20 protein-coding genes are annotated in these 24,477 nt (G+C 29.1%); 7 read left to right on the forward strand and 13 right to left on the reverse strand.

What is annotated here, in order from left to right:
* The first annotated feature begins 20 nt into the window (after positions 1–20).
* Positions 21–2,123, forward strand: coding sequence for a TonB-dependent receptor domain-containing protein (locus tag BTO07_RS10580; protein WP_087521200.1), 2,103 nt, complete (start codon positions 21–23; stop codon positions 2,121–2,123).
* Between the two features lie 38 nt (positions 2,124–2,161).
* On the opposite strand, the gene BTO07_RS10585 is transcribed toward BTO07_RS10580, so the two are convergent.
* The gene (locus BTO07_RS10585) at positions 2,162–2,743 is read right to left on the reverse strand and encodes a methyltransferase domain-containing protein (RefSeq protein ID WP_087522613.1); all 582 of its coding nucleotides are present in this window, start codon (positions 2,741–2,743) and stop codon (positions 2,162–2,164) included.
* Positions 2,744–2,847: 104 nt separating this feature from the next.
* Here BTO07_RS10585 and nadA point away from each other — a divergent pair, with 104 nt between their 5' ends.
* Complete coding sequence (nadA, locus tag BTO07_RS10590) at positions 2,848–3,843, forward strand: quinolinate synthase NadA (protein ID WP_087521201.1); 996 nt, start codon at positions 2,848–2,850, stop codon at positions 3,841–3,843.
* Positions 3,844–3,852: 9 nt separating this feature from the next.
* Positions 3,853–5,442 carry an L-aspartate oxidase gene (nadB, locus tag BTO07_RS10595; RefSeq protein WP_232457013.1) on the forward strand — a complete coding sequence of 530 codons (1,590 nt, stop codon included), beginning with the start codon at positions 3,853–3,855 and terminating at the stop codon, positions 5,440–5,442.
* A 56-nt stretch (positions 5,443–5,498) separates the two neighbouring features.
* Here nadB and trxA read toward each other — a convergent pair whose 3' ends face one another.
* The 8 genes from trxA to BTO07_RS10630 all read right to left on the reverse strand — a co-directional run bounded on the left by trxA (position 5,499) and on the right by BTO07_RS10630 (position 13,912).
* The gene (gene trxA, locus BTO07_RS10600; protein WP_087521202.1) at positions 5,499–5,795 is read right to left on the reverse strand and encodes a thioredoxin; all 297 of its coding nucleotides are present in this window, start codon (positions 5,793–5,795) and stop codon (positions 5,499–5,501) included.
* Between the two features lie 19 nt (positions 5,796–5,814).
* Positions 5,815–6,234: a Tll0287-like domain-containing protein gene (locus BTO07_RS17545; protein ID WP_232457014.1), complete on the reverse strand. Its 420-nt coding sequence runs from the start codon at positions 6,232–6,234 to the stop codon at positions 5,815–5,817.
* A gap of 81 nt (positions 6,235–6,315) precedes the next feature.
* Positions 6,316–6,810 carry a c-type cytochrome gene (locus BTO07_RS17550; protein WP_232457015.1) on the reverse strand — a complete coding sequence of 165 codons (495 nt, stop codon included), beginning with the start codon at positions 6,808–6,810 and terminating at the stop codon, positions 6,316–6,318.
* A 53-nt stretch (positions 6,811–6,863) separates the two neighbouring features.
* Complete coding sequence (locus BTO07_RS10610) at positions 6,864–7,505, reverse strand: Crp/Fnr family transcriptional regulator (RefSeq protein WP_087521203.1); 642 nt, start codon at positions 7,503–7,505, stop codon at positions 6,864–6,866.
* 305 nt (positions 7,506–7,810) lie between these two features.
* Positions 7,811–9,130 (reverse strand): TolC family protein, encoded by a 1,320-nt coding sequence (locus BTO07_RS10615; RefSeq protein WP_087522615.1) that lies wholly within the window; start codon positions 9,128–9,130, stop codon positions 7,811–7,813.
* Positions 9,117–12,317: an efflux RND transporter permease subunit gene (locus BTO07_RS10620; protein WP_087521204.1), complete on the reverse strand. Its 3,201-nt coding sequence runs from the start codon at positions 12,315–12,317 to the stop codon at positions 9,117–9,119. Before BTO07_RS10620 ends, BTO07_RS10615 begins: the two co-directional genes overlap by 14 nt.
* Before the next feature lie 4 nt (positions 12,318–12,321).
* Positions 12,322–13,437, reverse strand: coding sequence for an efflux RND transporter periplasmic adaptor subunit (locus BTO07_RS10625; protein ID WP_087521205.1), 1,116 nt, complete (start codon positions 13,435–13,437; stop codon positions 12,322–12,324).
* Positions 13,438–13,447: 10 nt separating this feature from the next.
* Entirely contained in the window at positions 13,448–13,912 is a 465-nt protein-coding gene (locus BTO07_RS10630; RefSeq protein WP_087521206.1) for a MarR family winged helix-turn-helix transcriptional regulator, read from the reverse strand.
* Between the two features lie 260 nt (positions 13,913–14,172).
* Here BTO07_RS10630 and BTO07_RS10635 point away from each other — a divergent pair, with 260 nt between their 5' ends.
* From BTO07_RS10635 to BTO07_RS10650, 4 genes are all read left to right on the forward strand, one after another.
* The gene (locus tag BTO07_RS10635) at positions 14,173–15,066 is read left to right on the forward strand and encodes a metallophosphoesterase (protein WP_087521207.1); all 894 of its coding nucleotides are present in this window, start codon (positions 14,173–14,175) and stop codon (positions 15,064–15,066) included.
* A 1-nt stretch (position 15,067) separates the two neighbouring features.
* A complete protein-coding gene (locus BTO07_RS10640; RefSeq protein WP_232457016.1) occupies positions 15,068–16,258 on the forward strand; it encodes a peptidogalycan biosysnthesis protein in 1,191 nt (396 codons plus the stop codon).
* Entirely contained in the window at positions 16,245–17,111 is an 867-nt protein-coding gene (locus BTO07_RS10645; protein WP_087521208.1) for an acyl-CoA thioesterase, read from the forward strand. Before BTO07_RS10640 ends, BTO07_RS10645 begins: the two co-directional genes overlap by 14 nt.
* A 232-nt stretch (positions 17,112–17,343) precedes the next feature.
* Positions 17,344–17,691: an SdpI family protein gene (locus BTO07_RS10650; protein ID WP_087521209.1), complete on the forward strand. Its 348-nt coding sequence runs from the start codon at positions 17,344–17,346 to the stop codon at positions 17,689–17,691.
* 7 nt (positions 17,692–17,698) lie between these two features.
* Here the strand turns inward: BTO07_RS10650 and BTO07_RS10655 are convergent, their stop codons facing one another.
* The 4 genes from BTO07_RS10655 to porZ form a co-directional block, all read right to left on the reverse strand.
* On the reverse strand, positions 17,699–18,610 hold the full coding sequence (locus tag BTO07_RS10655; RefSeq protein WP_087521210.1) for a hypothetical protein: 912 nt from the start codon (positions 18,608–18,610) through the stop codon (positions 17,699–17,701).
* A gap of 284 nt (positions 18,611–18,894) precedes the next feature.
* Positions 18,895–21,375: a TonB-dependent receptor gene (locus tag BTO07_RS10660; RefSeq protein WP_087521211.1), complete on the reverse strand. Its 2,481-nt coding sequence runs from the start codon at positions 21,373–21,375 to the stop codon at positions 18,895–18,897.
* The gene (gene recO / locus BTO07_RS10665) at positions 21,375–22,097 is read right to left on the reverse strand and encodes a DNA repair protein RecO (protein ID WP_087521212.1); all 723 of its coding nucleotides are present in this window, start codon (positions 22,095–22,097) and stop codon (positions 21,375–21,377) included. The genes BTO07_RS10660 and recO overlap by 1 nt, the downstream gene beginning before the upstream one ends.
* Positions 22,097–24,430 (reverse strand): type IX secretion system anionic LPS delivery protein PorZ, encoded by a 2,334-nt coding sequence (gene porZ, locus BTO07_RS10670; RefSeq protein ID WP_087521213.1) that lies wholly within the window; start codon positions 24,428–24,430, stop codon positions 22,097–22,099. The genes recO and porZ overlap by 1 nt, the downstream gene beginning before the upstream one ends.
* Between the last annotated feature and the right edge of the window lie 47 nt (positions 24,431–24,477).

The following is a 24,477-nucleotide window of genomic DNA, read 5'->3' on the forward strand; positions in this document are numbered from 1 at the left end:
TAAAATTAAAACAATTAAAAATGAAAATATTTTATGGTGTGCTTTTATGTACGCTAATTTCTGCTACATCTTATAGTCAAGAAAAAGAAAAGACTAAAAAAGACAGTATTAAACAAAAAACAGTAAAACTTGATGAAGTTATCGTTACAGGTAAATTAAAAAAAGACCCTGTATTCAGCGCTTCTTCAAATAATTATGCTAAAAAAATTGTGCAACCGAAAAATGTTGCTGATCTTTTTAATAACATCAATGGTTTCTCTGTGATTAAAAGAGGAAATTACGCAATAGATCCTTCTTTTAGAGGTGCTCAATACGAGCAATTAAACATTCAATATGATGGTGGTACAAAAGCAATGCACGCGTGTCCGAACAGAATGGATCCAGTAACAACGCATATTATTCCTGAAGAAGTTTCTAAAATAGAAATTATAAAAGGTCCTTATACAGTTAGATATGGAGCAACTTTTGGCGGAATTATAAACTTAGTTACACAAAAACCAGATTATGAAGATTATGGTTTTCACGGAAAAGTTTCTGCTGGTTATGAAAGCAACGGAAATTCTTTGGTAAATTTAGCTGAATTGCAATATATCAATGAAAAATTTGATATTGTTGCCAATGTTGGTTACAGAGATTTTGGTGACTATAAAGATGGTTTTGGAACTACAATTCCTTCTTCTTTTAAAAGTTCTGATTATGGAATTAAATTAGGCTACAATTTTACTAAAAATCAACGTTTAAAAATTGATTGGAGACAATCTTTTGGGCGTGATGTTTTACACGCTGCTTTACCAATGGATACTGAGTATGATAACAGTAGCATCCTTTCTGTAGACTATAAAATTGAAAATATTGGAGAGGTTGTAAAATCTATTTCTGCAAAAGCATACCATAGTTATGTAGACCATTTAATGACTAATGATAACAGACCTTCTTTTATGATGATGGAAGCTGCATCTGGAGTTGAAGCAACTACAATTGGTGGTAAAATAGAAATGAATTGGAAACCAGCAAAAGACGTAAATCTTTTTTCTGGAATTGATGTAATGAATATTACAAGAGATGGAGAAAGAACAAGACTTGTAAAAGTGATGAATGGAAATGTGCTTACCAATCCTGTAACTTTTAACGACAAAGTTTGGCAAGATTCTTACATTACAGATCTTGGTTTTTTTACAGAAGCAAAGTATAATTTAAATAAAAACACGATACTAACAGCAGGAATCCGTTATGACAATGTAACGTCTGACATACAAGATCCTGAAGCAGATTTTGCTGCAATGTATGATTTAGAAAAACGTACAGAACATACTTTTAGCGGAACAGTTTCAGTAAAAAAAGAACTTTCAAATAATTATATTTTAGAAGCTGCTTATGGTCGTGGAGTTAGAACTGCCAATATGATAGAGCGTTTTATAAATCATTTTAATGTAGGTCAAGATCCTTATGAATATATTGGTAATCCTAATTTAAATGCAGAAGTAAATAATCAATTCGAAATAGGAATTAAAGGTATAGAAGAACTTAAAAATGGTTTTAATAGTTTTCAATTTGAAACTTCTGTTTACTATTCTTTCTTCGAGAATTATATTGTTGGTATTGTAGACCCAACTATTACAAGAAAATTCAATCCTACAGCATCACCAACCAATGTAAAAGTGTTTCAGAATTTAGATGAAGCATACAAAACAGGTTTTGAAGCAATGACACAAGTAAACTTTTTAGATTTTTATAATTTTAAATCTGAGTTTTCTTATGTGTACACAAAGAATAACGATTTAGATGAGTCTTTACCTTTAACACCACCTTTTACAACCAAATTTACGGTTGGTTTTGAAAAGGAAAAATTATGGGCAAACGCACAATATAATCTAGTTTCTAAACAAGATAATATTTCTGAAAGTTATGGTGAAACTTCTACAAGTGGTTACCAAACTTTAGACTTACGTTTTGGAGGAAAACCTCTTAAAAATGTAACTTTAGGTTTAGCGGTTTTAAATGTTTTTGATAAAGGTTATAACAGTCATTTAAACTTTTCATTTACAAACCAAGCAAATTTTGGAAGAACTCCTGTTACAGAACCAGGACGTAATTTCTCTGCTTTTTTACAGTATAAATTTTAATTAAAAAAGAGCGTATTACAATTGTAATACGCTCTTTTTTATATTTTAATAAACTTCACAAACAACTCCATTTCTTGTCTATTATGAAATGAATTATAACATTTTGTAAAAATATCCATTGTAAAATGGGATTCAAAATAAGAGATATATTCTTCGGTATTTCCACCAAAAGGTGGATGATCTTCATTCAGTTTCGCATCAAAGAGCAAACCGATTAACTTTCCATTCCTAATTAACAAATCCTTCATTTTTACTGCATATTTCTCTCTTAATTTGGGGTCAATTGCACAGAAAAAAGTTTGTTCTATCACCAAATCAAAAGTATGATTCAAATCAAAAAAATTAGCATGAATTAATTGTGATAAAGGAAAACTAGGAACTCTTTTTTTCACATTATCTAAAGCCGTTTTAGAAAGATCTACAACATAAACATTTTTAAAACCTTTGTTAAAAAGATATTCTGCTTCGTAAGAATTTCCTCCACCAGGAATTAAAATTTTTAAGTCTTTATTTGTAAGTTGATCAAAGTACGTTTTTAAAGGCGGAGAGACTTCACCCAAATCCCAACCGATGTTGTTTGCTTTATACTTGTTCTCCCAAAAATCTTCAGATAAATTCAACATTCTTTGTATTATAGTTATAATTTAATAGAATAACAATAATCATTTCCCTACCAAAAAAATAGAGTTTATATTTGCATTCTAGATCAAAATAGACATTTTTTATGGAAACTTTAGAAACTGCAAAGAAGAATCTTAACGAAAAAGGATTTTTAGATATTAAAACTCCCAATATTGATTATGTTGAAGAGATTTTAAAGCTAAAAAAGGAGAAAAATGCAGTTATTTTGGCGCATTATTATCAGATTGATGAAATTCAAGAAATTGCAGATTTTGTAGGTGATAGTTTAGCTTTGGCGCAACAAGCTGCCAAAACGGATGCAGACATGATTGTTTTTGCAGGTGTTCATTTTATGGCAGAAACTGCAAAAATATTAAATCCTACTAAAAAAGTACTTTTACCAGATTTATTAGCTGGTTGTTCTTTGGCGGATTCTTGTCCACCAGAAAAATTTTCAGAATTTAAAAAGCAACATCCAGATCATATTGTTGTTACATATATTAATTGTTCCGCAGAAATTAAGGCTTTAAGTGATTACGTTTGTACGTCTTCTAATGCTAAAAAAATAATCGATTCAATACCACAAGATCAACCAATTATTTTTGCTCCTGATAGAAATTTGGGGGATTATTTAAATAAAGTATCTGGTAGAGAAATGTTACTTTGGGATGGAGCTTGTATGGTTCATGAAGCTTTTTCTATGGAAAAACTGATTGATTTAGCTATTGAACATCCAGATGCAGAATTAATTGCACATCCAGAATCTGAAGCACACATGCTTAAAGTTGCTAAATATATTGGTTCTACTTCAGGGCTTTTAAATCATGTAAAGAACAGTAAAAAGGAAAAATTTATCGTGGCAACAGAAGCTGGTATTTTATACCAAATGATGCAAGAAAACCCTGATAAAATAATTATCCCTGCTCCTGCAAAAGAAGATAATACCTGTGCTTGTAGTGAATGTGCTTATATGAAAATGAATACAATGAAAAAATTGTATTTGTGCTTAAAACACGAATTACCAAATATTGAGGTTGATGCAGAATTATGCGAAAAAGCAATTATTCCGATTAACAGAATGTTAGAACTTTCTAAATAACACCTTAAAATGTTAGCTGACAAAAAAATAATTTCTACAGACTTTTTAGTGATTGGTTCTGGTATTTCAGGATTAACTTTTGCGCTTAAAACAGCATCAGAATTTAAAGATGCAAAAATTACAATCGTTACAAAAGACGAACAAAGTGAGTCTAACACAAAATATGCTCAAGGTGGAATTGCTACTGTTTACAACAAAACTGTAGATACTTTTGAGCAACATATTAATGACACTTTAATTGCTGGAGATGGTTTATGTGATGAAGATGTTGTAAAAATGGTTATTGGTGATGCTCCAAAAAGATTACAGGAATTAATTGATTGGGGAACACAATTTGACGAAAACGAAAATGGAGATTACGATTTAGGTCGTGAAGGAGGTCATTCTCAAAATAGAATATTACATCATACAGATATTACAGGTGCAGAAATTGAACGTGCATTATTAGCACAAGTAAATGCGCTTGAAAACATTGATTTTTTGACGCATCATTATGCAATCGATTTAATTACTGAGCATCAAACAAAAAAAAGAAAAACGAAACGAAATGGCAAAATTTCTTGCTATGGTGCTTATGTTTTAGATGAAAAAAATGCTACAGTAAAAACCTTTGTAAGTAAATTTACAGTTTTAGCTTCTGGTGGAAATGGGCAAGTGTATGAAACTACTACAAACCCTGTTGTTGCAACTGGTGATGGAATAGGAATTGCATATAGAGCAAAAGCAGAAATTTCTGAAATGGAATTTATTCAGTTTCATCCAACAGCATTATTTAATCCAGGAGAATATCCTGCTTTCTTAATTTCTGAAGCTGTAAGGGGTTTTGGTGCCAAATTAAGAGATTCTGATGGCAATTTCTTTATGCATAAATATGATGAAAGAGAAGAATTAGCTTCTAGAGATATTGTTGCTAGAGCCATCGATAATGAGTTAAAAAAGAGTGGGAAATCTCATGTATATTTAGACTGTACACAATTAGATCAACATAAATTTAAAGAGCATTTTCCTAATATTACAGAAAAATGTGCTTCTCTTAATATTGATGTCCAGAAAGATTATATTCCAGTTGTGCCAGCATCACATTATATTTGTGGTGGTGTAAATGTGAACAGAAACGCAAAAACGTCTATCAAGAAATTATACGCTTGTGGAGAGGTAACTCGAACTGGTTTACATGGTGGAAATAGGTTAGCTTCTAATTCTTTATTAGAAGGTTTGGTGTATGCTCATAGAGCTTTTTTAAATGTTTCTAAAAAATACAACAAAGCTAAAATACCAAAAGACATTCCGGTTTGGAATGATAGTGGTGTTGTTAAAAACATGGAAAAAATATTAATTGCTCACGATAGAAATGAAGTAAAAACTATTATGACTAATTATGTTGGTATCGTTCGCTCTAACGAGCGCTTAAAACGTGCTGAAAAGAAGTTACGTGTGCTTTATGAAGACAATAAACGTTTGTATGACCACTCTGAACTTTCTGTAGATTTGTGCGAATTAAGAAACTTAATTACAACTGCTTATTTAATCACACAGTTCTCTAAAAAGAGAACAGAAAATTGTGGAGGTTTTTATAGTTTAGATTGTATTTCAAAATAAAAAAAGCATCTAAAATTAATTAGATGCCTATCTATCAACCAACACTATTATAATAATCAACCAAAATTATTAATAATAGAAACTAATTCGTTTTTCTGTACTGCACCAGATTTTCTCCAAACTTGTTTACCTGATTTATATAAAATTAAAGTAGGTACACCTCTAACCTGGTATTTTGCTGCTAAAGGTTGATTTTTATCAACATCTATTTTAATAATAGAAATTTTATCACCAAAAGCACTCTTTACTTCTTTTAAAATTGGACTCATCATTTTACAAGGTCCACACCATTCTGCAAAAAAATCTACTAAAACGGGCTTATCTTGATTGATGATTTCTGAAAAATTGCTCATGCCTAAGAACTATTTATTATTATTTATTAAAACTGATACTCCAGATTCCTCTTACTTGATTTTCACTATAACCAGTTGCTAAGTCTTTTGGGTATAATTTATTTATCTGAGCGAATGTGTTGCTTTTTATATCTGACATTGGTTTTCCATGACATTGTAAACACATACTATTTGTTTTAATCGGATAATAGAAATTTACGTTCTCTGCAGATTCTACAACAATTGGTTCTGATTCTTTATTGGATTTTAGCTCTTTCTTAAAAACAGCTATATATTCATTTTCTAAAGCGTTTGCTTTGTTTTTATAATTTCTTGGTTTGTCTGAAACTCTTTTTATTACTGCTTTATATGCAACAGACATACTATCAGTTAATGGATACGCTTTTATATTACAAAATTTTAATGCGGCTAAGGTTCCTTCTTTTTGAATTTTACTCATCAAATTTTTTCCTAACACACCTTTTGTAGAAAGAGCATATTTTAATCCTCTTTCACTGTAAGGCAAGTTTTTGAGATCAGTTCATTGCTTATTATTTTGCATTCCCATTCCTTTACCTCTACCATTTCCGTTTCCATGTTGTTCTTTATAATGCTCTTCAAACCAAACTGGTTTTTCAATTTCATTATCAAACATATAATCAGCAATTTGTTTGATGGTTTCTTCAGGAAAACTTTGTTTTGGCATTACTCCAAAACGCTTTACAGCCCCAAACATTTTAGCGTTCTCTTCTGTTGGATTTTTAATCCAGTTTTGCATCGAATTTATAAAAGCTTCTTTTGTAGTATTACCAACTGAATATCGCTTTTTTATAGCAATCATTGGAGGTGCAATTCTGTTATCTTCTCCAGCTGTTAAACTGTGACAAACATAACAGTTTGTTTCCATTAACTTTTTACCAGAATGTTTTTGTGTTTCTGTACTTGAATCTATTTTCTTATTAGAATAAGAAGGCTTTTTAGAATCTTTACAACTAAATATAAAAGCAATTACTATTAATAATGTAAATGGTTTCATCTCTTTTTTTTTACAAAAATAAGATCCTTATTGTTAGTAAACGGTAACAAATGTTACAGTTCTATAACTTTTATGCTATTTCTAAAAAGGGCTATTTTATTTTCATTTTCTAACTTCTTTAATAATCTAGAAACTACTACTCTAGAGGTATGTAAATCTTCAGAAATTTGTTTGTGAGTAACATGTAAAAGATCATTATGAGTAACCATTGCCTTATCTTTGAGATATTTAAAAAGGCGTTCATCCATTTTTAAAAAAGCAATTGTATCTAAAGCCTCTAGAAGTTCATCCATTCTATTATGATAGGTTTGTAAAATATAAGCTTGCCAAGTTTTGTATTTCCCCAACCATTCGGCCATTTTTTCTTTTGGCAACATAATTAGTTCAACATTTGTTTCTGCTACTGCTCTAATTTTACTTTTTGTTTGCCCCATACAACAAGAAAGTGTCATTGCACATGTATCTCCTTTTTCTAAATAGTATAAAACTAGCTCATCTCCATGTTCATCTTCTCTAAGAATTTTAATGGCTCCAGAAACTAATAATGGCATCGATTTTATATAATCTCCTACTTCTATAATATTAGAATCTTCTTTAAACTCTTTAGGAACAGCTAATTCTTGAATTTCTGAAATTAAATCTTCTTCGAAAAGGTACCCAAAACTTGCAGTTAACTTATTTTCAATTTCTAACATCTAAAAAGTATTTTTTAATTAGATAAATTTAGTGAAATATAACTTAAATTAAAAAAAAAATCCGAGTTAAAACTCGGATTTCTATCTACTAAACTACTACACTATTTACTTTTTAGGTTTCTTATCGTTCTTCATTAAAAGAAATACCGCAACAACTAAGCCTACAACAACTAAGGCGAAGACACCAATCATGATGGTACCATTTGTCCAAGAAACTTGTGGTAATGTTAAAAAACTCATCTATTAATATTTTAATGCAAAGATAAAACCAAACTTAAATTTAATTTATGACAAAAATCAGTTTTCTAAAAATCTACATTTAAAATATCTCCACTTAGTTGTAAAAGTTGCAACTCTATTAACTTAGCATCAAACTTTGAGTTGTTTAAAACCGTTTTAGAATTGATTAAATTAATTTGAGCTTGTCTAAATTCTATTGATGTAACTCTTCCTAATTTATATCGTTCTTCTGTTCTCTCAAAATTATTTTGTGTGGTTAACACATTTGTTTCTTGTGCTTTTAGAATAAACAATTGGTTTTGATAATTATCCCAAGTATTCTTTAGGTTGTTTTCTATATTCAGTTTTTGTTGCTCTAATAGTATTTGCTGACTTTCTAATGCAATTTTTGCATTTGCAACTCTAGTTTTTGTATTTCCTCCATCAAATAAACTCCAAGATAAATTTAAACCTGCATTTAATCCATTAGAAGTTGCATTGGCTAAAAAGGATGTTGCAGGGTTCTCGCTTTTATTCCATCCATAAGATGTAGAAAAACCTAAACTTGGCAAATAATTTGATTTGTTGATTTTAATATTAAATTCACTAATAGCAATATTCTTTTCGTTTTGTTTTAAGGTTATATTATTGCTAATCGTTTTTTGTTGTAAATCTTTAAAATTCATCAATTTATTAAAATCCACCTCAGTTTCTACACTATATTTCACTTCCTTCTCTACCCCTAAAATCACGTTTAAAGCACGTTTTGCATTTGACAATAATTGATTTGCATTTATTAAAGTGATGCGATCGTTATTTACATCTACTTCTGCATTTAACAATTCTAATTTAGTAGATTGCCCATATTCATATTGATATTTTGCACGTTTTAATCTTGTTTTAGAAATTAATAAAGCTTCCTCTAAATTTTTAGCATTTTCAGACAAACGAGCTATTTGAAAGTACACTGAAAATAATTGTAAATACGTGTTTTCAATGGTTGCTTTTGCTTGTAACTCAGATAAATTATACGTTTCTTTTAATTGCTGATAATTATACTTTCTCCCTAAGCCATCAAATAAGGTATAATTTAAATTTAAAGATGCATTGTACGATTTTGTCACAGCTCCATCTATACTTGTAGAGGTTCCATCTTGACGTGTAATTGTCTGATTATCGTTCTTATAATTTGCGCCAGATGAAGCAGAAACTGTTGGTAAAAAACCTGTGTTATAAATACTTTTATTGTTTTTTGCAACCTCTAAATTATTGTTTGCAATTTTAATTCCGAAGTTATTTTCTAAAGTTATTGCTAACGCATCTTTTTTAGTTAAAATCTCTTGTGAAATCCCTTGTAAAGTCGATAATAAAACGACAATAGCTACACTTATTTTACTCAGTTTCATTTTCATCAAATTTAGATTCAATAATAGCTCTTTCTACTTCTTCCTTTGTAACATCTCTATCTGTTTTTAGCCATTTAATGCCGACTTTTACAGAGTTAGAAACAGACAATAATAAAGGCAACATAACCAAAGTTAAAACAGTAGCAATTGCAATTCCATAAGCAATAGAAATTGCCATCGGAATTAAAAATTGTGCTTGTCTACTTTTTTCTAATAATAAAGGTGCTAAACCTGCAATTGTTGTTAAAGAGGTTAAGAAAATAGCTCTAAAACGAGATTGACCTGCTCTTGTTAATGCATTATCATATTTCATTCCTTCTTTTAGATAACTATTAAATTTACCTATTAAAACCAAGCCATCATTTACCATAATTCCTATCAAAGCAATGATTCCTAAAAATGATAAAATCCCTATTGGAAAGTTGTGGAAATAATGTCCCCAAACAACACCAATCATACTAAAAGGAATCATAACAATTAACAGAATTGGCTGACTGTAAGACCTAAAAGTAAATGCGATAACAATATAAATGAGCCCTAAAATTATCCAAATAACCCTACCAGCAGATTTCTGTACCTTTCCTGCTTCTCTATTCTGACCTTCATATAATGGAGTAACTGTTGGGTATTTAGAAAGTATTTCTGGCATTACGTTCGCCTTAATATCTTCTAATATATCTGTGGCACTTGTTTCTACATCTTTTAAATCTGATGAAATTTGAATTTCTCTTTTTCCTTTTAAGTGATTTATTGCGATATCTCCTCTTTCTATCGTATAATTTGCTATTTCAGAAAACGGAATTCTTATTCCATTTGGAGCAACAATTCTCATATCATCTAAATTTTTAATAGAAGATCTGTCTTTTTTATCATAACGTACCCAAACTTTTATTTCATCTTGCCCACGTTGAAAACGTTGTGCTTGAAAACCAAAAAATCCATACCTAATTTGAGACATTATCGTTTGCAAATTCAAACCTAATAAATATGCATTGTCTTTTAAAGTAATTTTTATTTCTTTAATTCCTGCAGGATCATTATCAGTAATATCTTTTAAAAGCTCATTGTTTTCTAAAACTAATTTTAACTCTTCTTTAGCTGCTTTTAACTCTTTAATATTATTCCCTAATAAAGAAACAGCTACAGGACTTCCTCCAAAATTACCTCCAGAACCAAAAATTAAACTTTCTGCTCCATACACTTTCCCTACTTTCTCTCTAATAGAATTTGTAATTTCTGATGATGAAAAATCTCTAGCTTCTCCTGGTAATAAATTTACTGTTAACGTTCCATTTGCACTTCCTGGACCAACTCTTTTAATTACATTCTGAACAACTTCTTGATCTCCGGATTGTTTCTCTGTAAATTCTGCATTTGTTAACCAAACTTTTTCTTCAATAAATGAAATAATAGAATCTGTAATTTTCTCATTAGTACCTTGAGGCATGTTTAAAGTAACCTGAACTCTATCACTAGCAATTCTTGGAAAAAATGAAGTTTTAACAACACCTGCATCTACAGCTAGTTTGCTAAATATTAAAATAGCAATAGGGATTGAAAATGCAAATATTTTATTTTTTAAAGAAAATTTTAAAAATGGAACATAGTAATTATCTCTTAATTTACACAAGCCAATATCTGCTATTTTGTTTACTTTATTAAAAAAAGCGTCAATTGCATTCTTCTTTTTCTCTTCACCTTTTTCTAGTCTTTTTCTATCTAAAGCTTTAGAATGTGCAATGTGAGCAGGTAAGATTATTAAGGCTTCAATTAAAGAAACAGATAATGTTAGCAATACAATTGTAGAAACTTCACCAAAGAAACTTCCTATTCTACCATCAACAAAAAAGAACGTAGAAAATGCAATAATAGTTGTTAAAATAGCAGAGACAATTGGTGGAATCACTTCCATTGTACCATCTATAGCTGCTTGTATCTTCGTTTTTCCTAAATCGTAGTAATGATGATAAATATTTTCTCCAATCACAATTCCATCATCAACCAAAATACCAATAACTATAATCATCCCAAAAAGTGACAATACATTAATTGTTACATCAAATTGTGCGGCAAAAATAAACATCCCAAAAAATGCAATTGGCAACCCAAAAGCAACCCAAATTGCCAAACGAAGGTTTAAAAATAAAGCTAAAAAGAAAAGGACTAATAGAATACCTACAATACCATTTTCTATTAATAATTTTGTTCTACCATTTAATGTTATAGAAGCATCACTAGAAACATTTAATTGAACATTTTGTTGTTCTTGATTAAATTTATGAATATAATCTTTAATTTTTTCTGCGGATGAAACTAAATCTTCATTATTTGTATTACTTACCGTAATGTTAATTGCTAAATTGCCATTATAATACAATCTATCTGGGTTTTCTGACCAGATATCTTTAACACTAGCAATATCTTTTAATCTAATAATTGTTCCATTGGGTTCCGTTCTTACAATTAAATTTTGTAGTTCAACACCATAATAAGAACGATTACTAGCTCTAATTAAATAATCTTCTTGAGCCGTTTTAATATTACCACCTGTAATTAATAAATTAGAATTTCTAATGGCTGTTGCAACCTCTTCAAAAGATAAATTATAAGCTCTTAAATTATTTTCTCTTACAGCAATTTCAATTTCTTCGTCTGGAAAACCAGAAAGCGCAACTTGAGAAATACCATCTATACTTCTAATATCATTTTCTACTTTTCTAGCATATTGTTTTAGAGATTTAAGTGAAATATTCTCTCCACTTACTGTAAAACTGATCGTTGGTCTAACAGTTTCTACTTTTGCAATTACAGCGGGTTCCATGCCTGAAGGAAAAGAAGGAACTCTATCTACTGCATTTTTTACATCAGACAAAACAACATCAATGTTTTTACCTTTTTCTACCTCCACATTTACACTTGCAGAGTTTTCTCTAGATACAGATGTTACTCTTTCTACACCAACAATTCCTTTTAAATTATCTTCAATTTTTAAAACAACACCTTCTTCCATTTCTTGAGGAGAAGCTCCAGGATACGCTAAACTTATTCTAATTAATTGAGAGTCTACTAAAGGAAAAAAGGAAGATTTCATGCTTAACGCACCAACCAATCCAAAAGCAATAAATGCAATAATAATTACATTTACTGCAACAGGATATTTTATAAAATATGTGATTATTTTTTTCATTTGGCTACTTCTTTTTGTTGGTTTTTACAATCATTCCATCAAAAGCACCTGGTAAAGTTTGTGTTAAAATCTTATCATTATTATTTAATCCTTTTATGACAACTTTTTCTGCGCCAAAATAAACAGGATTTACTTCTTTCAACTTTAAAATACTATCATTTTCTAAAATGTAAACAGCGTTATTATCTACCAATAATTTTCTAGAAATTTCTATTGCATTACTTTCTGATTTTGCAACCAAATTAGCTTCCAAAAACATTCCTTCTTTTAAATCTGGATGTTTTACATCTATAAATGCTTTTATAGTTTGAGAAACTTGATCTACTTTTCCGTTGACACGAACAACTTTTCCTGAATAGGTTTTTGTTTTTTCTGAATTTGATAACTTAACCGTATTACCAACTTTTAAGAAACCTGCAAATTCAGAATTTATAGAAACTTCCATTTCGTAAATACTAGCATCTATAAATTCGCCTAATTTCTGACCAACTCTCACTAAAGTTCCTGGGCTCACTAAAGCTTCTGTAAGAATACCAGAAAAAGGAGCTCTAATTTGATGTTTAGACAAACGAACCTCTAAATTTTTAACATTATAATATGCAGTTAAAATCCCTCTACCTGAAATAAAGTATTTTTCTTTGTCTGATGAAAAACTTGGCAACTTAGGCGTTGGTTTATTCATATCAAAACCTTGTAAAAAAAGTTTCCATTTTTTAAATTGATTTGGATAATCTAAACGTAAATCTGGTAAAACAGCCGTTACTAAATTGTATAAGACACTTTTTTGAGATTGCAATCCGGCCAAAAACTCATCACTATTTAGGCTTAATAAGGTTTCTCCTTTATAGTAATTTGATCCTGTTTTAAAAGATTTTCTAGAAGGTTTTAAGATTCCTTGAACTTCAGAAAAAATTTCAATTTTATTTTTTGCAATCAAGTTTCCACTTGCAGACAGAACAATAGGGACATCGCCATTTTCTATATTCTCTACAAATACAGTTTTTATTTGCTTATTGAATTTAGGTCTAGGCTTTTGGTTTTTATCAATTAAATAATTTCCTAAAAATATTGCTCCAACAATAGTTAAAACTCCAAGAATAGCTAGTATTGTATTTCTCATGTATGGTTTATTAAATATGTTCTGCTTTTATGCAAAAATTAGTTTGTATTTTTTTAAATATTTTTATTATTTGTTGTTTCTCTTCTAAGGAAATATTTTGTTCCATAGTTGCTATTAAATTATGAATAACAGGTTTCGTTTTCTCAAATATCTCTTTTCCGAATTCAGTTAAGTATACATTTTTAATACGCTTATCTTCTTTACTCTGTTTTCTAAAAATATAATTCTTCTTCTCCATTTTAGTCAATAAACGGGTTAAAGAGGATTTATTTCTCAATGTTAAAAAAGCCAATTCATTTTGATTTAAACCATCTTGATCATGTAACTTCTTTAAAACAATCATTTGTTCTTTTGTAAGATCTAGGTTTTTTGATTTAAATGATTCTTGAAAAAAATAATCAACCAACTTCCCTGTTTTCCCTAACCAAGGTCCAATGGAATTTTCAAAATCGATATTTGTATTGTCTTTTTTCACTTTTGCAAAATTAACTAAAAACTTTAATTAGTTGCACGCGCAACTAATTAAAGTTTTCTTAAATAAAACATAATCTTATTTAAGAAAATATGGTAAACCTTAACCTTCATAATTAGCTTGCTAGCAGCAAGTTTACCAATTACAGGAACTTTTTTATGGTATAGTAGAACTTATAAAAAGAAAAATTAGCATTATCTTATAAAACTAAAATTTCTCAAATCACTTTTTTTTAGCATCTTTATGATTACTAAAAAAAGTAAATGTCATCTAATAAAAGAATATCTCGTGCTTTTAAAAATGCGAAAAGGATTTGTTTTAATGCAGATTCTAAATTCGTGTTTTTTAGCGATTCTCATAGAGGAGACAATGGTTTTGCTGATGATTTTGCTCGTAACAGAAACATGTTTAAACATGCTTTAGAGCATTATTACAACAATGACTTTACCTATATTGAGCTAGGTGATGGTGATGAACTTTGGGAAAACAGAAATTTTAGCAGAATTTTTAGTGCCAATAAACATATTTATTTGTGGCTTAAAAAGTTTCATAAAAAAAACCGATTGCACTTCATTTGGGGAAATCATGACATGAAATATAAAAATCCAACTGCAATTCGTAAGAACTTACACTATTATTTCGACTCTGTAACAAACTCGAAGAAAGAGCTACTAATAGGTGCATCCTTTTCTGAAGCAATTGTTTTAGAAGATGAAAATACAGGAAAAGGAATTTTTCTGTTACACGGGCATCAAGCAGATTGGTTTAATTATGTTTGTTGGCGATTTAGTAGTTTCTTGGTAAAAATATTATGGAAACCTTTACAAATATTAGGATTTTCTGACCCAACAAGTCCTGCTCAAAACTTTAAAGAACGTATAAAAGTTGAGCATAAATTAGAAAAATGGATTCAAGAAAATAATAATCAAATGATGATTACAGGTCATACACACAGACCACGTTTTCCTGGTAAAAGTGAAATTCCTTTTTTTAATGATGGAAGTTGTGTACATCCAAGATCTATTACAGGTATAGAAATTGAAAACAATGAAATTTGTTTAATAAAATGGCATATTATTACTCAAGAAAACGGAACTATGCAAATTAAAAGAACCCTTTTAGAAGGTCCAGAAAACTTAACACATTATATGAATTAATTTGATCTGTTGTACAAACACAAATACCGCATTATTTTTCTCTTCTATAGATGAAATTCCTTCTCAAACTTGGGAAGATTTAGGCTGCACAAAAAACATCTATTTTCATCCAAATTTTTTAAAATCCGTAGAAAAAAATCACCCTAAAATAATCTTTTCTTATATTGTTTTGGTTGATAAAAAGAATAAACCTACAGCTTTTGCAAGTTTAAAAATTATTGATTTTTATCTAAATTCAATTAAAAATGATTTAGAATTTTTAAAAGATATTGGTAGAAAACTACATGTATTTCCTGATAAAAAACCATTAAAACTATTAATCTGTGGCAACACTTTTGTGACCGGAGAACATGGCGTTTTTATAAAAGAAAATCAGGATAAAAAAGCGATCATAAAAGAACTCGCAGAAAGCCTTAATCATTTTGTAAATTCTGATAAAAAACTAAAAAAACAAATTGATGCTTTTTTACTGAAAGACTTTGCTAAAGAATCGTTATTTATTACAGATGAATTAAAAGATTTTAAATATCATACTTTTTCTGTAGAACCTAATATGCAGCTTCAATTACACGATAGTTGGCAAAATTTTGATAATTATTTAGCATCAATGAAAACGAAGTTTCGTGTAAAAGCAAAAAAAGCTTTTAAGCAAAGTGTAAACATTCGTATTGAAGAAGTTACTTTAAAAAACATTGACCAAAAGTTACCTGAAATGACAGCTTTGTATGAAAAAGTTGCTTTGAATGCAGCATTTAATTTAGGTACTTTTAATTTAGAAACATACAGAGATTTAAAAGAGAAATTTGGTGATGATTATATCTTAAAATCGTATTGGTTAGATGATAAAATCGTCGGTTTCATTTCTGGTATTATCAACAAAAAATCTTTAGACGCACACTTTGTAGGTATTGATTATCAGCTAAACAGAGAATATGCAATTTACCAGAGAATGTTGTATGATTACATTGAAATTGCCATCAGCAAAAATCTAAAAATCATTAATTTTGGTAGAACTGCTAGCGAAATAAAAAGTTCTGTTGGTGCAATTCCTCAAGATTTAACCATGTATCTTCGTCATAAGAAAACGATTACAAATAAAATTTTAAAGTTATTTTTACAACGAGTTCAACCAACTCCTTTTCAACAAAAATTTCCATTTAAAACTATAGAAATCAGGCATGAAAAACAGTAAAGAATTAATTGCTCTTTTAAATTTAGAAGATTTAGGAAACCATAATTTTAGTGGAAATAGTGTAACTATTGGAAGTCCATTTGTTTTTGGTGGACAAGTATTAGCACAAGCTGTAAATGCAGCTTATAGAACAATACCTGAAGATAAAATACTACACTCTTTACACTCTTATTTTTTAGAAGCAGGAGATTTAACGATTCCTATAAACTTCAATGTACAAGAAGTAAGAAATGGTGGTAGTTTTTCTACAAGAAGAGTTACTGCAAGTCAGAATGATAAAATAATTTTCATTTTAGCGGCTTCATTTCATAGAAAAGAAGATGGTTTTGAACACCAAGTAGCATTAGAACCAGGAATTAAACAACCAGAAGAATTGTTAAGTTGGGATGATATGCTTGAACAATTTGGTGATTTTTTACCAAAATCTATGAAGTACTTTTTAAGTATTGAAAGACCAATTGAGTTTAAACCTGTTAGAATTCCAAATCCATTACAACCAGAAAATTTACCTCCAAATGAACAAGTTTGGTTTCGTTTAAAAGGTGAAAAACAAGAAATGACTTTTAGAGTAAAACAAGAAATTCTAACCTATATTTCTGATTACAATGTGTTAAACGCAGCTTTTAATCCAAACGCGAGTAAATACAATTTTGGAAACACACAAACGGCAAGTTTAGATCATTCTATGTGGTTTTTTAGAGATTTCGATTTTGATGATTGGATGTTATTTTCTGCAGAATCTCCAAATGCTTTTGGAGCAAGAGGTTTATCTAAAGGAAATATTTTCACAAGAGACGGACAATTAATTGCCTCTTTTGCACAAGAAGGCTTGTTAAGACCGAAAAAGAGGTAACAGTTATCAGTTATCAGTTATCAGTTATCAGCTATCAGTTATCAGTTATCAGTTATCAGTTATCAAGAATAAAAAGACTTCGACAAGCTCAGTATGATAATCGTTCAAAGTTATCAACGAAATAACTCTGAACCTTTGAACCAAATAAAAATAACGGTTGTTTATAGTAATGTTTAGAAACACTTTCATTAAAACTTAGTAAGTTTGTAACTCAGAAAAAATAAAACACAAAATGAATCCTTTTACCTATATTTTAACCACAAATGGTTTGCTTTTTTTATTAAGTATTCTTTTTGGGAAGTTTCCACCAAAGAAAATAAATAATTGGTATGGTTATAGAACTCACAAAACAATGCTGAATCAAAAAATATGGGATTTTGCAAACACAGTTTTCACAAAAAACTTAATAATTTATTCAGGTATTTCTTTTTTAGGTGGTTTAGTACTAGCCAATTTTGCAGCCACAGAATTTACTTGGCAACCAATGGCTTTAGTATTTCTTTCTGTAGTTGTATGTATTATAAAAACAGAAAAATCTTTGAATGAAAACTTTACTGAAGAAGGGAAAAAGAAGAAATAAATAAAATTTATTCTTCTAATTTATCTCCAAAATCCTTTGTTCTAAATACATAATATAAAATAGCAAAAGGCATAGCCATAGTTAAGTAAGAAATATCAAAATAACTTTTATATAAAGTATTTTTAAAACCTTCATCTATAATTTCAAAAACAAAACTTAAAAATAATAAAAGCGTAAAAAGAATAAGGGATTGAAATATAACCTGATGTATTTTTTTTATTTTAATGGCTAATATAAAAGGTAAAACAATAAAAAATATTTGCACCCATTTTGGCGTAAATCTTGTTTGATGATTAAACGGATTGTGCTCTTTAATTATTTCAAAATCTGGAAGTGTTAATAAAAAAGGGAAAGAAATTAAAATTATAAAAAAAACAAGGCCAAAAGAAAATTTTAGTTTTTTACTTATTGAAGTGTTTAAAAATTCTCTAAACAAAAAAAGAGTTAAAGGAATAGCTACAATACCTCTTGTAAGTATAAAAAATGCGCAAAAGAAAGATAATAAAAAAGGTAGTTTAAAGTAATTATTTTTAAATTTATAATCCCATAAAATTAAAAATAATACTAGCAAAATAATATTACTTAATAAATCACTTTTTGCAATCACTTCCCATAAATAGGCAGGAGAAGCTATTAATAAAAAAATTAGTGTTAGCTTTTTATCAATTAAGATTCTAGACTTAAAAATTAATAGACTTATAATTAAGAAAACAAACGGCTGGAGCAAACTAACGTTTCCTAACAAATAAAAAGGCAACCCTAAATAAAATAACCCTGGTAAATTAGATGATGTTTTCCCTAAATGATCTTTTAATTTATACGGATATTCACCATTTAATACACCTCTAATAGTTGCTTCCATTGCAGACCATCTATCAGAATTAATACTATTACCATCAACAAAAATATTAATAGCCATAAAAATGATAAAAACGATTAGGCAGAATCCTAGAAAATAATAATTATTGCTTTTAATTTTATTTAAATAGTTTTTAAATAAGTCAATTAAATACAGTGTTAAAATGATAACGATGTTATAAAGAAGTAAAACAAGAAATTTAGGTACAAACTCTTGTCTGTCAGCATATTTTAGCAAAAAAAAATAATTGATTACTAAATAAATAAATAGTGCAACTTTATTGTTCTTAAAAAATTTAGTGAATTGTATCATTCAAAAGTAAATATTTAAATTCATTATTTTTTTTAAAAATTAGCAACAAAAGAAACTGATAAATTTCTTCCTGGAGCAGACACTCCTGATGCAAATTCTATATAATGTTCATCAAACAAATTACTTAATCTTGCCTGAACAGAGAATTTATCATTTAAAAGATAACTACCATTTACACCAAATGTCATCCAATTTGGTGTACCATAGTATTTATCTACATCACTAGTTGCATTTGCATCTACAATGGGCGTTAGATCATGATTATCGATACCTTCTCTAAAGTTAAAATCTTCAATATCTTTTTTACTATTGAATCTTAAATCAGCTCCTAATTCAATTTTATTTTTCTTGTAGTTTAATCCAAATTGCCCAAATAAAGGCGGAATAGAAGACATCGGTTCTTCAGTATCATACGTTCTTCCCTTTGTATACGTTATAAAACCAGAAGTATTCCAAGTATTAGAAATTTTACCTAAATAATTTGCAGTATAACCTGTAATGTATGCATTTCCTCTATTTTGATTAGCAACAACATTACCTAACTCTCCATCAAATTCAATTTGATTACTTCCATTTATGGTAAACTCATCTCTAATAATATAACTATCTAACAAGGTGTAGAAAAAGGTAGCTCCTAAACGAAACTTCTTATCATTAAAATACTTCTGAACACCTACTTCTGCGTTGTAAGCAAACTCAGGTTTTACATCAATATTTGGTACTGTAACATTGCCACTTTTTTCACGAACACGACCAACATCATCTATATTTGGTGATCTAAAACCAGAAGAAATAACACTATTTAATTGCCAATCTTTATTTGGCCTATAAACATAACCAATTGTAGCTGTTACTGCAGAGTAATTGGCATTAATATCATTGTCTGGTAAAACAATAAAAGTTTCATCAATCCAAGTTGCATTTAAATTTGTGTTGGTAAAACGAATACCTGAATTTAATGTTGACTTAGGACTAACATCTTGTCTATAATCTATATAAACAGCAGAACTCATATAATTACTACCACCATCTGGATAACGAGATTGTACTTTAAAATCATCTGAAAACCCATCGATTTCTCCATTAACAATATTTAAAGTTTTTCCATAAGAATTAGAAGCTACATCATTATATGCAAACTCAAAACCATAAGAAATTGCTCTTTTTTTATCTTCTGTTAATGATATAGAAAAATCTCCATTTACACTAAAAACATTCACCGTTTCTTCTCTATAAGAACGATCTAAACTTCCGAATTTCCGTTGAATTCTACTTTCGCCAATATTTTGATATGCAACTGTAACTGTACCTTTTTCAAGCCAGTTTTTATTTGGATTTATCAATAATTGTGAAGAAATTAATAATCTATCTTGAGGTCCATAATACCATTCAGCAAATTTTAAATCAGAAACATCTGTTTCATCACTTAACTCTGTTAATCTATCAAATCTTGGTACATCTGAAGATGTTGAATATTGTAAATTAACTTTTAAATCTGTATTTTCTGATAATGGAACAAAGAATTTTTGCAATACATCTGTTTGATTATAGCCTGTATTTCTTAATATTTCTGGATCAGAATTTTTAGTTGGATTTTCACCATAGTTTCCGTTTACATTTTTTGAATAATAGAATACTTTACCCCAATCATCAAAACCATGATTACGATTAGAACCGGTTTTTAAATCACCAAAATCGCTATAAGAAATACTTGTAAAAGAAGCCCAATTACTAAAACTTAATTCCGCAGAAACATTTGTAGTAGTTTCTTGATTCACTGATGAAAAGCGAGAAAACAACTGGCTTTTCACTTCTTTTTCTTCAGACAGCTTTGGAGTTTTTGTATAATAATGAATTACACCTCCTAAAGCATCAGAGCCGTAAACTACAGATGATGGTCCAAAAACAACCTCCGTTTTATCTAACATATTTGGCGCCACAGTTATAGAACTCTGTAAATGTCCTTTTCGATAAATAGCGTTATTCATTCTAACACCATCAACCACCAATAAAATACGGTTAGATTCCATTCCACGAATCACAGGACTTCCTCCTCCAAATTGAGATTTCTGTACTTTAATACCAGGTATTGTAGCTAATAAATCAGCAGAAGTTTGAGGTGATCTTTTTTGAATATCTCTTGCTGAAACAACAGCAATTTGTTCTGCAATTCTATTTGTTTTTTCTGCTTTCTTAAAAACAGATAAAACAACCTCATCTAATTGCTCTGATTGATTGGTTAAATTAACAATGAATTTCTGCTTTAATAATCTCGATTTATTAACTTTTAATAAAGCATATGAAATATGTGAAAAAATGATTTTTTCATTCTCATCAAATTCAGAAACATCTACAAAACCGTTATTATCAGAAGATAAATTAATCGTCAAAGCTTCATTATAAACAGTTACGTTTCTAACAATTTTACCTGTTTTTTTATCTAAAATCTTTACTTTTTGGGAAAAAGCATAACCATTTATTAAAAAAAAGAATATGAAAATTATATTTCTCATCAACTAAAAACTGTTTCTAAAATTTGCAACGATTTCGGTTTTTTAAACCCGTCCAAATGTAGTTCAAAATATCTAATTATTATTTTTAAGACTACCTGTCTTTCGTGTTTATTAAAGGACACGTTTTCTATACTATCAAAATTTATGCCTAACAGCTTTTTAAATTGATAATAATTGTTTCCATATATAATATTTTTCTGAGAAGTTACATCTGTAAAATTCCCTTCTACTAAATCGAATCCAAGTTTGTCTTTTTCTGATAAATCTGGATAAAAACCTAGAAAACGAGTTAAATTCAATAAAAATAATAAGTGAAAATTTGCAATCTTATCGTGTAAATCTAACCAAATAAGTCCTGTTTCTAAATAATCAAAAAGCTGAGAATTTTCTTCTTCCTCTTTAATAGAATAAGATAAAACTTCAGACAAAAACATTACAACAGATTGCTTTATGATATCTTTATAAACAGTTTTGTATGGATTAGAAATCTGTACTTCTTTTATTGAGTTTAAAGTACCTTTATTATTATGACTTGCAACAATATTAAGTTGCGTTAATGGTTGAAAGTAAGCAACTTTTAATCCTCCTTTTTTTGCTTTAAGAATACCTCTAATTAAGTATGATTTTAAACCTTCTTCTTGTGTGTAACATTTTACAATTAAACTAGAATCACTATATTTAAGAGAACTTAATACAATGGCTTTGGTTGTAACTACTGCCATTAGTTAACAATTGCTATTTTTGTTACTGCAGTTTCTGTGGCATCATCATTAGATAGTAAAACAATATAAATACCAGAAGCAACTTTTGTTCCTGCAAGGTTTTTTTTATCCCAAACAACTTTACCTCCTTGTAATTCTTGCCCTTCTACCACATTACTTTCATAGACTAAATTACCTGCAACATCTAGAATTTTTACATTTGTTCCTTTTGGTAAATGAGTTCCATTTCTACCATCTATAGTAATCGTTTCATGATTTTTAAGAGCCGGATTTGGATACGAATAAACAGCACCCAAAACATCACCAAAAGGTGCTACTTTACTATTATAAGCTACGATACCTTTATTGGTAGCAAAATATACTTTACCAGAACTATCATCTACTGCTATTTTTATAATTTGATTAGACGGTAGTGGAGAATTTTGCATGCTAAAATTTGCTAATGTTGTTTGCCCATTTGGATTTGTATAAATAACACCTCCATTGTCTGTACCAAACCATTTATTTTCTGCCCCATCAACAACAATAGAATTAACTGTTTGATCTCCCAAAAGTCTTTCACCAAACCCATCTTCATCTCCATTAATTACAACATTACTTGCATTAGGTGTTGTATCATCAAAAATACCTGAAGCGTTACTATAAACAACCAAACCAGATTTAGTACCTAACCAAACTCTGTTATTACTATCTATTGCAACAGTTCTAACATTTAAATCGGGAAGGTTTCCTAAATTAGGAGTTGTAATTAATGCTTTTTTTCTATTTCCATTTTCATTAAAGGCGTAAACCCCATTTCCTCTAGAGCCATACCAAACACTGTTATTTCCATCTACAGCAATTTCACTTAACCCAAATGAAGCACTAGTTTCTACAGACCTCATATCGAAACTAGTCCATTGACCACTTGGCGATAGCTTTTTTAGCTCTTTTTCAAGACCAATATTAGCAACCCATAAATTCCCATTAGAGTCAAAAACAGTACCACTAACCCTTATAGTTACTCTGTTTGATATATCTGCAACAATATCTTCTAAAGGGCTATTTAGATGATTATAAAAAGTCTTTATTTCATCATTTTCTACAACTAATAAACCTCCTGTGGAAACACTGTTAACATTATTTGTATCTCCAAAAGAACTAATATAAACTCTATTTTCTGCATTTGGATCTATAGAAATATGGTTTAAATCTGTCAATGGAAAATTAGGATCAAATTTTGTATTTATCCAGTTTTCTCCATTGAAGTGACTAAACCCTTTTCTATTACCAATTGGTGTATAAGTACCAGTATAACCTCCATATACAACCCAAACATTATTATCTTTAGTTGCAATTGAAAAAACATCATTAAATAAAGGACCTTCTGGATGAATTTCTGTAAAACTGGTTAATTGACTTGTATTTGTACTTAAAATTCCAAATTCTTTGGAACCTAAAAACACAATATTATTTTCAAAATAAGAATTGTTTAAAGTAAAATCGAACTCTGTATTTGGAGAAAACTGAAAAACCTGATTCATTATTGAATCTAAAACGATTGCCGAAGAACTTAACGTAACAGATAAGTGAGAATCCGAAGATTTAATAGTCAAAACATTTTCATTAAAATTTCTTACTTCAACTAAAACACTTCCATCTAATCGATAAAGTTTCGCACCTTCTACAACATACAATTGGTTATCAAATAGTGAGATTTGACTAAAATTTCTTCCAGAAAATTGCTCATTCCAATTATTAAAATCAATTAATAAATTACTTGTAATATCTGCTATAAAAACCCCAGTATCTGTTGCTGCATAAATTAGTCCATTAAAAACTTCTATTTGATTAACTTCTAATGAGCTTGAATTGTTTCCAATAAAAAAAGTGTCTCCAAACTCCAACTTCTCTATATCATACATCACAATTCCGAAAGGTGTTGATAAATATAGTTTATCATCAAATTCTTTAATATGATTGATACTCTTTTCTCCAGATTGATTAAAGCTTACAATATCTGATGAAATTGTTATAGCACCATCATTATCTACCACTTCTACCAATCCGTTTTCATAACCAATAAACAACCTTTGAAAACTAGTATTATAATGAATTGATGAAGTAGTTTCACCTGATAAACCTTGTACTGACGACAACTTACTAATTTCATCTGTAGTTACATTATAAGTAAAAACAGCATTATCTGCCAAAGCATAAATAATAGCATCTACCTTAACAAAATCCTTTACATTATTGTAAGAATAAAAATCTTCCCACGAATCACTATAATCTGTTTGAGCAGAAAATAGCAGTGAAAAAAATAAAATATAAAACGAAAGGAGTTTTTTCATTATTAAAATTTGATTATCAAAGATATTTATTTATTGTTACAATAACG

Source organism: Polaribacter sp. SA4-12 (assembly GCF_002163675.1).
Lineage (GTDB): Bacteria > Bacteroidota > Bacteroidia > Flavobacteriales > Flavobacteriaceae > Polaribacter.